This window comes from Parachlamydiales bacterium, from assembly GCA_041671045.1.
Taxonomy (GTDB): Bacteria; Chlamydiota; Chlamydiia; order Chlamydiales; family JABDDJ01; genus JABDDJ01.
This window is the reverse complement of sequence record JBAZCF010000003.1, coordinates 42,483-55,837: the sequence shown is the minus strand read 5'-3', so window position 1 is coordinate 55,837 and position 13,355 is coordinate 42,483. Positions and strand designations below refer to the sequence as shown.

Sequence of the window (13,355 nt, the reverse complement as noted above, 5' to 3'; positions counted from 1 at the left end):
AGTTATGAAGCTCCCTCAGCAATTAACTCCGGAAAGTATGACAAAGGCTTTCATGGAACTGACTGGAGACCGCTATCCTACTGCGGATAAAGTGCTTAAGCTCGCAAAACAACTGGGTATAGAAAATAGCATTGAACTGCAGATCATCGTCTTTAGTAGATTCCGCGAAGACGTCAGGAAGGTTGCAAGGGACTATATTTTTCGCTCCGTACAGCATAGAGATGATGTATTCAATGCTATTATTGAAGCGTTAGAAGGTTTAGAAGATAGATTAGAGGCAATGGAAGACCAAGAAATGCGCGATGAGCTAGAAAGTGCAAAACGTAGTGATAATAGACCAGCCTCTGCACCTGAAGAAAAAAAAATAGTTAAATAGGAGTGTAGTATGTTAGGCGATGCATTCTCCCATCTTCTGAATGATCTTGGTAAATATATTAATATGAATAATTTACAGCCTAACGAGCGGAACACGTGCATGCTCTCCTTTCCTTCCAAAGATGTGAAGATTCTGCTTATGCCTGACAGCGCTTTACTTAACCTACGCATTATTTGCTACTTAGGTGAAATAGCTCAAGGCAGATATCAAGAAGAAGTCTTTCATGAAGCTCTGCGCGCAAACAGCATTCCCAATCCCCGCTACGGCAATCTAGGATATAATTCCGCAAATAACAATCTTGTCCTCTGGGAGGTCATCCCCTTTGCAGCTTGTAATGGCGCCGACTTAGCTGAATTCCTTCAGAAATATATTGATAAAGCGGCAGAAATCCACGATGCAATAAAAAATAATGCGATACCTAGCTTAGTAGCCCGCACTACCGTTCGCACTGGAGGTCTCTTCGGTCTGCGTTAATCTTCCATTGATTATAGATTTTTAGTGACATTCGTTATCCCTCGCTGCACAATGACAAAAAGTCAGAGCGAGAGGGAGGGATGGCTATGTCCACTTTAACATTGGCGCTTATTCCGGTAAATAATCCTATCCCTTCATCTTCTCCTCCGTCAAAAGACGTGAAGGTTAAAACCACTTCAGATTTTTCCTCCTCACCCCCTGTTGTAGTACCGCAATCTGCATTCTCAAACCTCCACTTTACTCCACGCGAAATCAGTGCTATCACCGCTTCATTTGAGCAATGTGCTGAGATTTCTACTTCACCTGTGGATGCAACAAGCCTTTCTCGTTCACGCAAAAGAGTTAAACGTATCTCGGACGCTAAAATTACCAATGCTACCCTAAGAGGAACACAATCTGAAACGTTCAGCTTTTACTTGTCTGATAAAATCTTATTTAAAACCGTTGCAGAACATCAAGCAGAAGCATTCGAAATGTCTGCTACAATTCATAGACAACCCTTGACGCCTACCTCAGCATACAATGTTGTTAAAAAAGAACAAAGTACGTCCAGCACATCCAGCAAATCCTATATTGTACCCCAAACAGCACGCACTTCCACACAACCCTGCCCGAAAGAGAGTGATAAAAATAGGCTATCGTTAGAAACCCCCTTCTTGAATGCTTGCCTTGTTCACAGTAAAGCCTTTGATAATCTCGACCCCCGCTTTAAGATCGCAGCAACACCCAGAAGAGTTGTGAAGCCAGCACAATATAATAGGCGTCTTCAAGCTTTAACAATGCTTCCATTCGAAATAAAAAAATTGCAGAATGAACTTTTGATACAAGAAGAAAATAAACCCCCCACAGACAACCCCTATCACTATGCATTAGTAAAACTTTATTATGGTCTTAAAGCTTCTGATCCGGTTTATCATTACACTTATACCGAGGAGGAGAAGAAAAAAGGTAATTTGCTCTTTCGGACTTTTAAAAACCTTCTCTCTTCAAAGAAAAAGAACACCGAAAATCTACAGTCTTTAGATCTAACTCACACAATAGCAAAAGAAGTTCCAAACAGTAAAAAATCAAAAATCCTCGTTCCTATAGATGGCAACATTATGACCTCGCAACCTTTGTCTTCAAAGAAAAAGAAGATAAAGAGAGCCACCAGAAATTCTAAGAAAGAACTATCCTCATCTGCTGAAAACAAGCCTGTCGAGAAAGCTTTTGATGTCCGTAGAAATCATGAACTAAGAAGAATTAGAGAGATAAAGGAAGTCAGTATGTTGAATCCTTTATTCAATCCAAAAGATGATATCATCGAGCTAGATGAAGCCCTAATCAAATTGTTTCATAACCAGCGTGCCGTTGTGGAAGACCATTTGAAAGTTGAATCACATCTCGTCATTAAATATCCCATTCCCACACAGTTTACCGCAGAAAAAGACCTCCAAACGATAGCCCAATTTCAAACCCTGCTCTTGCAAACCTACAAATCGCGAGAACATGTCCTTGCGGATTATTTTGAAAATTTTACTCCCGAAGAATCTCTCGAAGAAATAGTTAAGATTATCTGCGGCCAGTATCACACCTGCATTATAGATGTTAATCTGAAGCAATTTTCTGAATCTTCCTATTTTTCAAAAACATTAGAAAAACTCTTCTCCGTTAAAACAAGAAAACTTGTTTATGAAAAGCTTGAATCTATCAACCGCAATTCCCCACGTATAAAAATCACACTTCTCAACGAAACCTACGAAGTTTTTAAAATCGCCAGTGTTTATGCATGCGCATTACTTTTAAAAACCCTCATTTTCCAAAGTACTGAATCTATTTTAAATGCTGTTTCAGAAGGTGTGGAGTTAAATCATTCCAACATATCTATTACAGAGGGTGTGGAAACAGAAAAATTGATCGATTTTAGGGAAATATTAAATCTTTTTTTTGAAGTCCCCCTTCACTTTTATTGCCTTAAAATCAATCCTCAACGACTAAGTCAGTTTCGGTTGTTACACGTTGTTAAGCACTTCAAAAAACGAAAAGCTGAATTGAATAAACTTATCGACCCCGAACTAATCACTAAACTAACTAAAGGTAATCCTGCGGAAAATGAAAAAGCCGTCTTTTCTGTTTTTGGACAAGTGATTCAGTTACATCAGAAAAAATTGATCGAAGCGGCTTCGCCAGTATACTGTAAGCTTCGTCAACACAATGATTTAGAGAAAATCCACTTTCAAATACTTTCACTTTTTGCATTTGAAGAGCTGAAAGATCCAGAAAAGCTGCGAAGATATTCTACGAACTTTATCCAGGTCATTAGATCATTTTTTAATAAAGACGAAACAGCCGCACCACATCCCATTGCTCAAAAACTGATTACTTTCATAAAAGACGATAATAAAATCCTGCATAGGCTAAATGAAATCCGTAAACTCCATGAACAACTGCAAAAGTTTATCCCGCCCACCCCCGTTCCTATCTCTCCTACAGCAATGCATGACACTATGTCAATGGTACTTGCTAATCCGGAAGCATTATGCGTATTTGATGGTGAGGCCTATGTAGATGCTTTTAACCGCATCGCAAAATGTTACAATTTCTTTACTCTCTACAAAGATACGATTGCTCAGCTTGAAAACTGCCTTCAATGGGAAGGACTCATTAAAACCCTTCCTAAAGAAGAATACCGCCAAGCAAAGGTATTAATTAGAAATTTGGAATATGAAAAATTCTTTGCACTATTCATGAAAAACCTCGATAGCCATTATGACACTGAGCTTAAGGCTTTGATTGAATGTTACAAGGGTATTGCGATAAATATGTTGGATATCATTTCTACAAACGACGCGCTTAACGGCAAAGAATTGAATATAGATCTAGTCAAGATCCTCAAAACTAAGTTAAAAATAACCTTTAGTAAAACTGACCGCATCCTGTGGGATAAATATTTCGTAATATTGGAAACGATACAAATATACTTAAAGACATGACAGCAAGAAACCCTAATCCTCTAGAAAATCAGTTGATAGAAAATTCCCCTGCCGCAGCGCATTGGAATAGGATCGGCATACGCAACCATCACGGCATAGTCGTCCCATTATTCTCTTTGCATACAAGGCATAGCTGCGGTATTGGAGAGTATCTGGATTTAATACCTATCATAGAATGGTGCAGCAAAGTGGGTTTGGATGTTATTCAACTTCTGCCCCTAAATGATACCGGTACGGATACTAGTCCCTATAGCTCCGTTTCCGCAATGGCCTTAAACCCTATTCATATCAGTTTACAGGATCTTCCGAGAATTAATGATGATCCCCAGTTAAAAAAGATCCTACAAACACTCCAGCATCCTAAACGAGATGATAGAGTGGACTATCCGGTAGTGCAAAAACTTAAAGACGAATTCCTAAGATACTACGTGAGTCAAAATGAGAAATTTATCACCGCGGAACCGGGTTATAAAGATTTCATTGAAAGCAATTCCTGGCTCGATATCTATACTGTCTACAAGTTCTTCAAAGACAAGAATCATTTAAAATCCTGGGAAGAATGGCCCGCAGATCAACGCGAACCCGACTCGAAAAAATTGACTCGCTGGAAAAAGCAATTTGCCAAGGAAACTCTTTATTATTCCATTCTGCAGTATCTGTGCTTTGCACAGTTTGAAGAGGTGCGTGCACATGCCGAAAAAAATGATGTCTTTTTAAAAGGCGATATTCCCATTTTAATCAATCGCGACAGTGCCGATGTGTGGTTCCACCGTCATTTGTTCGACTTAAATTGGAGCGTAGGCGCTCCGCCTGACATGTACTCCACAGAAGGTCAAAATTGGGGCGTTCCCCTTTATTGTTGGGAAGCAGCTTCAACAGCACTTACCGAATGGTGGAAGCAGCGACTGGAAGTTGCTCAACGCCTCTACCACATATACCGCATCGACCACGTAGTAGGATTTTTTCGTGTGTGGGCGGTTTTACCCGGTCAGGCTGGGCGAGAAGGACATTTTGTACCTGCTGAATGGTACGCTTGGATTCCTGAGGGAGAAAAAAGGATGCGCATGATGCTAAAAGCTTCTCATATGCTGCCTATTGGAGAGGATTTAGGCGCCGTGCCCCCCAATATAAAAGCTTGTTTAGGCCGCTTAGGAATCTGTGGCACCAAGGTTATGCGCTGGGAAAGAGATTGGGATGGAGATAAGCATTATTTAAGCGGTAAAGAATACTCTCCTTTAAGCCTCAGTACTATTTCCACTCATGACTCCGAACCTCTGCGTCAATGGTGGAGAGATTTCCCTGAGGAAGCAAAAGCTTATTGCAAGATGAAAAGATGGGATTGGGGTATGAAAATCACACCTGAACAACAATGGCAATTACTTGCTGATAGCCATAAGTCCAATAGCTTATTCCATATAAATCTCTTGAGCGAATACCTGGAGGTATTTCCCGACATGGCATGGCAAGCGCCTGAACAAAGCAGGATTAATACACCGGGAATAGTATCGGAAAAAAATTGGTCTGTAAGGATCAAACCTTCCGTAGAGGAAATTGTGGAGCATCGGGGTTTGAAAGCGGCACTCAAAAAGCTATTGATAGAATAGTCATTAAAACACAACGTGCGCCCTAAGTCACTCCTGTACAGTACAGTGGGCGACTTTGCATATCTACTGTCTGATGAATCTGGAATAAAAATATAGGACTCTACGAAAGTACAGCCCTAAAAACCGTATTTGCTGCTAAGGTTCGACCAAAAGCGATGGAAGCCTTCCGTATGGCGGAGGCCTTCAAGCCACTCATCCGACAGAAGTTCTTCTGCTGAAGGGAGTGCCTGATTGTTTTCAGCACGTTCCAAATAAGCTAACGAAGCGTTAAAGTCACCCAATAATGAATAGACACACGAAAGATTATAATAAGCAGGTAAATGACCTAATGCAATTGCATGATGAAATTTACCTTCAGCATCTACAAGATATTGATGGGATTGTTTGGGCAAAGCAGGCTCATAAGTTAGTTGTGCCATGTTGATCAAGCTTATCCCCCACTCGCTCCACGCATTTTCGTCATCCTGGTCCGCAATCAAAAGCTGTTTGAAAAGCTCGCAAGATTTTAAAAGGGCTTCTAAATCTTCTGAAGCCTCGCCTAAGTGAGCGTAGGACATGGCCAAGTTATATTTTGCTTGTGCGTAGTCCGGGTCAATTTCAAGAACACGGGTCAACACTTGAATGGATTTCTCATAGTAGGTGGGGTCATCATTGGCATCGCCCAAATAGTCAAAAGCGCAGCCATAATTATATAACCATTCAGGATCGACATACTCGCTATTACTGATACTAAGATCCAAATCGATAGCTAATTCAAACTTCTCTATGGCAGCTTCTAGAAGATCTTTCTCGTTATTTAGGTCTGACATTTTCATCAAGGCAACACCCCAGTCATTCAAGAACTGCGGGGTGGGATGCTCGTTTGTTGCAGAGGCTTTCTTGAAGAATTCTAAAGCAGTTTTCAGGTGTTCTAAATCTCCTTCCAGCTCACCTATTGCAAGGTGGCAAGTCGCTAATCCATATAGAGCATTTAAGCTGGATGGAGAATATTCAAGTGCTTTGCGATAATTATCCATACCTAGATAGACTAGATGAAGATCATTGAAGTAATAGCCTAGTTCATAGCGGCAAAAGCCCAATGAGCACCAAGAATCGACATCTTCAGGATTGGCGTTGATCAGTTCTGTCAGTGTGGATTCTGCATGGCGCAGAAGAGTAAGGTCTTCTAGTATACCGCCGGCCCAGATAAAGGCTTCCGCCAAATGATGGGCAATCGTACTGTTGGAGTTTTGCAGCGTTGCAGCTGTTTCAAGGTGGTCGCAAGCCTGCACAAGGAGATCGGCCTCTCTTCTTAGTTTGCCTTGGTGAAGAAGAAGACGTCCCCATGCATATGTCAGAGTAGCATTGCGCGGTTCTAGAATTTTACAGTGGGAGTACTGCTCATGTGCTTGCCAAAATAATTGACTTTTCCAGGTTGCTTCATAGAGTCTGTGGTAACAGACCCCCAAATTAAATTGTGCGGGAAAAAAGCGTGGATCAAGCCGAATTGCTTTTTGGTACAGTTCTATGACATTGTCATAGACTTCCATTCTCTGGATAAGCTTACCGAATTCAAGTAAAGCGTTAGCGTAATCATTCCAAAAGAAAGGGGCTTTGATATCTTGAAGAGCAGCAGATTTGTATTGCTCGATAGCGCGCGCATAATCGTCTGCTTCACCGGAATGAAGAGCCAAGGCATGCCATATCTGTGCGCGCAGGCAGGCTAAAAGATGATCGCGATGCGTAGTGGCTTCTTTAGAAGAATCTGATGCGCGTGCAAGTAGCTGATCTGCTTCAAAAAGCATTTGAGAGTCATTTTCTAGACGTCCAAGATGGACCAAGGTGGTGCCCCAGATTGTCAATAGGTCGGGATCATTGGGCTGTTGAAGGTTTGCTTTAGAATACCAAGTAGCGGCAGCTCTTAAGGAGTCGGCATTTGTTGTTTTACTCGAGAGGATGTGGGCGGCTTGAGTCATGACTTTAATGCTGTCCGGAGCGATCAATAACGCGCGGTTAAGGAAATGAAGCCCTTGCATATCATCTTCTGCAGCGATTCTCTCGCCGTGACGCACCATTAAAAGTCCTAACAGCTCTTTCTCGTGAGAGGACAAAGAAGAGAGAACCTGCTCATTGTCATAGACTACGGAAGCTTCAAAGTCCTCGTTTTCAAGGAGCTGGGTAAATAACTGGTAATGTGTGTTATCTTTATGCATTTAATAATGCCAAGTGAATTAATTTTACTATTCTACGATATCTCAGTTAAAAAAGCCATAATATACAGAGGGAAAGCAAATTTTAGGCTCCTCCCTTCATTTTCAGATTATGTCAATGTTAAAATCACTTGCAACATTTCTGATAACTCCGTGATAGGTTTATCACATCTTCCCTCATAGCATATGTATAAGGTTGTCTTGTTTTGAATGGGTTTATACTGGGAGAATTCGGGCAATACGTGGTCAAACTGTTCATCTTTCGGATCCTTCCAATGAATTGCCTTGTGCGGCAAATAATGGCTGAATAGAACTTGTTTGATCTCATTAGTGAAATGACCGTCTGAGTTCAGAGCTATAATAAAAGTCGGAGCTTTTTTGTTATAGTAGCGGCAAAGGTTGATAAGATGGAAGCAGTAGCCGGGAGGATAGCCATCTAAATATTTTTTTACTGCTTTTAAGATATCTTCCGCTTGCTGCAGATAGGACGTTCTAAAAGTCATTTGATACAAACGCAGCAAGTTTTCGCAATGGACCGCATTACCCGATGGTTCTGCTCCGTCTGAAAAATGAGATTTACGCAAGATGAGATAAGGATCTTTGCCATCTGTCTGGAAGAAGGCTCCCCCTAAAGCTTTGAAATCGTTCTCCAAAACATCGCATAATTCCATAGCCCATGCCAACCATTGGGTGCCTTGCTCCCCTTCATAAAGGGAGAGAAGTCCACGTATGAGGAAGGCGTAGTCGTCCAAATTACCATAGAAATTCACATTTTCATCGCGATAACGCCGGAAGAGATGCCTCTCTTTCCATAGATTGTCTTTTATGAACTGCGCAGCAGCTACAGCAGCTCTCAGATAACGCTCGTCATGAAATGCAGCCCCGGCTAAAGCCATAGAGTGGATCATCAAACCGTTCCAACTGACAAGAATTTTGTCGTCTTTAAGGGGGCGAGGACGTTTTTGTCTTTCTTTCCATAGAATCTGTTTTTGTTCTTCTAGTAAAACGATAAATTCTTGAGGATCCAGATTTTTCGTGGCGGCAAACTCCTCAGGGCTTTGGTCGATATAGAGAATATTGCGCCGGTCGAAATTCCCTTCTTCCGACACATGGAAATATTCATTAAATAACTCAGGTTGCAGGTCTTTTAAGAAAACATCAATCTCTAGCTTGGTCCAAGTGTAGAACGCACCTTCATACCCTTCGCTGTCAGCATCTTCGGCAGAATAGTACCCGCCTTGAAAGTGTGTAAGAATATGCAGGACATACTGCATGATTTCTTCGGATATCGTACGGTAGAACTGCCTCTTAGTTGCTTTCCACATCACAGTATACGCTTCAATCAGCAATGCGTTATCATAGAGCATTTTCTCGAAGTGGGGTACCATCCATTTCTCATCCACACTATAGCGTGAGAAACCTCCGCCTAAATGGTCATAGAGGCCTCCCCTTTGCATCATTACTAGTGTACGCTCTGCTAAGAAAAGGGAGCGGCTATCCTTAAACTGGGAAGAATAATATAAAAAGAGGGAATTATGGTATCCGATGGGAAATTTGGGAGCGCCTTTTAATCCCCCATAAATCGGATCGGCAAGCTTATATAACATTTCCATAGAAGAAGAGATTATCTTTTTTTCGGGAATATCTACACCAATGACATGTACCGCCTCGCTAAAAATTTCGACGATTTTCTCTGCCTGGGCTTCTATTCTTTCTCTTTCATCGCTATTCCATACTTGTCTAATCCGCTCAATCAAATCTTTTAAGCCCATCATCCCGCGGGCATTGTCAGGAGGAAGATATGTCGCTGCAAAGAAAGGCTGCAAATCCGGAGTGAGTATGACATTAAGCGGCCAGCCTGCAGAGCCGGTAATCATGCTCTGGGCAAATTCCATGTAGAGGCTGTCCACCTCGGGCAATTCTTCCCGGTCCACCTTGATGTTGATGAAAACCTCGTTCATCAATGCGGCAACATCTTCATTTTCAAAAGATTCATTTTCCATGACATGGCACCAATGACAGGTGGCATAGCCTATGGAGAGGAAAATAGGTTTATCTTGCTGCCTTGCCTCTTCGAATGCTTCCTCGCCCCAGGGGTACCAATTTACAGGATTGTGAGCATGCTGCAGTAAATAAGGGGATTTCTCTCGAGCCAACCGGTTAGTGTGTGTGTGTCGTTCTGCCATAGTGTCCTGTTATTCTGCAGTACTTTGTTCAAAGAACATATACTGAATCGTCTCTGGATGCAAAAGTTTTTTTGTCAAATAACCTCTTGAGTTTTTAGATCGTTAGCATTATGACCAATATTATATTTCAGTTTCCTCATTTGAGGTATAGGACACTCATGTATAAGACTCCACCAAGAAAAAAAAAGACCGGTACAAAAACAATTTTTGCCCTTTCTACAATTACCGCCGGTCTTTTAGCACTGCTCACTTATGAAGTTTTTTCCTTCCACGATTCCCCAATAATCCAGGACATAAAGCGTACTCAAAGCAAGCCCCTTATCATTCTTGATGACGAGAGCGAGCAAGGCTATCTCATAGCGGACAATGGATATTCCATTGGTAAAACCCCTCATGTATCCGAAAGAATTGAGACGATCGAAGCTTTGAAATTGCAGCTGCATGACAGTTCCCGTCAGATGAGCGATCTTCGCTCTCAGCTTATGACAAAGGGCACTTTGACGGAGCACCCACGCACCTCAGATTTAAAAAAAGCCCTTGCGCATGCACAAGAAAAATACCGCATTCTTTTGGGAAAAAAGAAAATTATTAAAGATGAGCTAATTGCCGCCAAAGACCAGTTGGAGACTAGGGCGGAGATGTACCGCAATCTCGCTGCTAAGAAGAAAGAAATTAAAGAAAATTATTTTGAGCTTCAAAGAGTCGTTAAGGACAAAGACAGATCCAACCGGGAACTGGCACGTGAAGTTGAAGAATTACGCATTCTACTTGCGAATGCAGAGAATGGCAAACTTGTTTCCGATAGAACTAACACTCTTCTCATCACTCGAGTCCAGGATCTGAAAGACCAGCTTAACCTTGCTGTGCACTATAATAATGCACTTCAAACAGATTTTACACGTAAAAGTGTAGATTTTGATGAGCTAAGCCTGAGGCATGACCATACGGAACATACCTTTAAAAGTATTGTAAATCATCATCTGGTAAATGCCCAAGTACAGCAAGTACAATCAGACCCTCTTGCCAATTCTATCCACCAGTTTGAGCCGGCAGAACAAAGGCTGGCAGTCAATTTTCCCAAAAGCGCACGCCTTGCTGCCGCTCCTAAAGCAGAAGCGCATCTCGAATTGTTAGATCAGTTAGCTTATTTCGAGAAATACGGATATTCCGTCGCCGACAATGCGCCTGCAGCAAGCTCTGCATCACCAAAACAAGCGACTGAAGTTCACGTCAACAATGCGCAGAACCGCATTCAAAAAATCAAAGAAAACATTGTCCAGCATGACCAACAGACAGAAGCTTTAGAACTTTCTAACATAGCCCTAAGAAAAGAACTAGCCGAACAAAAAGCACAGCTGGAGATCTTTGAACAACAATTGATGGAGGCATTAGGTGCCCAAGCACTTAAATCTGAAGACAGATCTTCCGTCGAACTAGAAAAAAAACTATTTGAGCCCTCAAATCAAGAAGTTGCACAATTTCAAAAAGAACAAGAATTTACTGCATTGAAAGCAGCAAATAAGACTCTACAGCTAGAAATTGATACTCAGAAAAATCTAATTGAAAAGTATGAAACGGAAATTTCTGAACTCAGAAACAGCAAATCCGATGATGAAGTGGCTGATAATGATTCAAAAATGCTTCACGATGAAGATGACCTTGACCTCAATCCCCCAGAAGGCCAGCTTGGGCCCGAAAGTGATGAAGAACGCAAATGGACAGATGAAGATAAACTTCTCAATAAAGATATAGAACATCTTCAAAATGAACTGGATGCTTCAAGCACTACCAACGGCGCATTAGAGGACCGTTTAGCTATACTCAACAAACAAATCATCGAGCTTTCCGAACATATCGCACTCAACGACTGGGCAATAGACCATCATCGTTCATCGCATGAAAATGCTCTCTCAGAACTGGAAGAAGCACACGAGAAAATAGCAGACAAAGACAATGATCTTTGCGCTTCCAATTCCTGTAGCGAAACCCTTTCTACTCTAGTCCATAACCTAAATGGACAAATCTCCAGTCTTCAAGCTCAAATCAAAGAATTAGAAGATAAAACCGGAGCATACGAACTGCTCATTGCAGAAAAAGAAGAGCATCACGATGCCTACACGCAAAAACTCGATGAAAAATCACGCGAAATTGATGCGCAATCGCGTGTAGTCATAGCTGCACTACAAAGGAAAGTCTCAGAATTACAACAGAATCTGGCTGAAGCACATTCCTCAGCCGATGCATATCAAGATACCATCTATCAGCTCAATGAAAAGCTTAAAGATGAGAAAATGGCTAAGTATGCAGAATTAGGCAAATTTGAGAAAAAAGTACAAAACCTTAACCGTAAAGTCGCAGTTCTGGATAGCAGCAATAAACCTGCTCCAGGTATACGTCCTGCTGTAAACAGAGCCGTCGCAAAACCACGCAAGGAAAATGCTTCTCAGTTAGCCTATATGTGCTCGCAAGTAGCTAGTGTCGGTTCCTCTGCCATAAATCTATGCAATAAATCCCCGGAAGAACTTCTTAAAGAAGCTCTGAAAAGTCAGGCACAAACCAAAGTTCTTCAAGAAAAGCTAACTCGTGCAAATAATCGTTCCGCCGAACAAGAACACCGTATCAAACAACTGGAAGCACGCTTGCTGAAGGCTGCACGCCCATCAGAACAAGTAGCCGACAATGTGTACGATGAAGAACGCATGGATGAAGAATTCGGGGTTCCCTACAGCTATCCCTACGATTATTACTATCAGCCCCGCACAATCGAAGTGAAGCAGGAAGAAAACATCCATGATGGTGAAAGAGAGTCCAGCTATAGTCAAAAAGAAACCTTAAACGATGATGAAGATCTCGATAACGATCTTGATGATGATGAAGAGGATCTAGAGCAAAATCCAGAAGATCGCTACATGGATATAGAAAGCTATCTCGCTCTGAACGATGATAAAGATCAGGATGCAGATGCAGATCACCATAAAAACCATCAAGACGAAGAAGATCAAGAAGAGGATCATGATCCTTACAACGAAATAGATGAAGATGAGGATGAAGATCCCGATGAAGGCGAAAATTATCATCAATACAGTGAAGAACAAGATGAAGAATTAGATGATGATATTGATGATTTTGAAGACACCGACTCAGATCCCCTAGCCTTAAATGATAAAGAGGAAGAGGAAGATGAAGAGCTGGATGAGGACATTGACAACTTTGATGATACAGATTCCGATCCTTACGCTCTCAGCGAGGAAGATGAAGAAATAGAAGATGAATACGACGAATCTACAAAAGAAGTAGACGACGATCAACAAGCTGCCAATGATGAAAAATATTGGAACGAGATCGCGCAAAATGACGATGTAGATAGCGAAATTGATGATGAACAACCCGAAGATGATTATGACGATGAACTTGCTTGGGACGAGGAAGAAGATCAGAAATTAGATGATATCATCGAAGACTTCGGTAACGTCGATCCTGATCCAAGCCCCCCGCAATAGGTAGGGTCTGTAAAGCGGCATGCAAAAGCATGCCGCTTTCAAATACTTTTGTAC

At 41.7% G+C, this 13,355-nt stretch carries 7 protein-coding genes; 5 read left to right on the top strand and 2 right to left on the bottom strand.

Annotated elements, in window-relative coordinates; all coding sequences use genetic code 11:
- Positions 1 to 4: 4 nt before the first annotated feature.
- The 4 genes from WC222_04820 (at position 5) to WC222_04805 (ending at position 5,426) form a co-directional block, all read left to right on the top strand.
- The gene (locus WC222_04820) at positions 5 to 376 is read left to right on the top strand and encodes a TyeA family type III secretion system gatekeeper subunit (GenBank protein ID MFA6915698.1); all 372 of its coding nucleotides are present in this window, start codon (positions 5 to 7) and stop codon (positions 374 to 376) included.
- Positions 377 to 385: 9 nt separating this feature from the next.
- On the top strand, positions 386 to 850 hold the full coding sequence (locus tag WC222_04815) for a CesT family type III secretion system chaperone (GenBank protein MFA6915697.1): 465 nt from the start codon (positions 386 to 388) through the stop codon (positions 848 to 850).
- A gap of 86 nt (positions 851 to 936) precedes the next feature.
- Entirely contained in the window at positions 937 to 3,822 is a 2,886-nt protein-coding gene (locus tag WC222_04810) for a hypothetical protein (protein MFA6915696.1), read from the top strand.
- Positions 3,819 to 5,426 (top strand): 4-alpha-glucanotransferase, encoded by a 1,608-nt coding sequence (locus WC222_04805; GenBank protein ID MFA6915695.1) that lies wholly within the window; start codon positions 3,819 to 3,821, stop codon positions 5,424 to 5,426. Before WC222_04810 ends, WC222_04805 begins: the two co-directional genes overlap by 4 nt.
- 116 nt (positions 5,427 to 5,542) lie before the next feature.
- On the opposite strand, the gene WC222_04800 is transcribed toward WC222_04805, so the two are convergent.
- Positions 5,543 to 7,618 (bottom strand): tetratricopeptide repeat protein, encoded by a 2,076-nt coding sequence (locus tag WC222_04800; GenBank protein ID MFA6915694.1) that lies wholly within the window; start codon positions 7,616 to 7,618, stop codon positions 5,543 to 5,545.
- A gap of 107 nt (positions 7,619 to 7,725) precedes the next feature.
- Positions 7,726 to 9,801, bottom strand: a complete 2,076-nt coding sequence (locus tag WC222_04795; protein ID MFA6915693.1) for a thioredoxin domain-containing protein — start codon at positions 9,799 to 9,801, stop codon at positions 7,726 to 7,728.
- 158 nt (positions 9,802 to 9,959) lie between these two features.
- On the opposite strand from WC222_04795, the gene WC222_04790 reads away from it, so the two are divergent.
- A complete protein-coding gene (locus WC222_04790) occupies positions 9,960 to 13,301 on the top strand; it encodes a hypothetical protein (protein MFA6915692.1) in 3,342 nt (1,113 codons plus the stop codon).
- Positions 13,302 to 13,355: the final 54 nt, after the last annotated feature.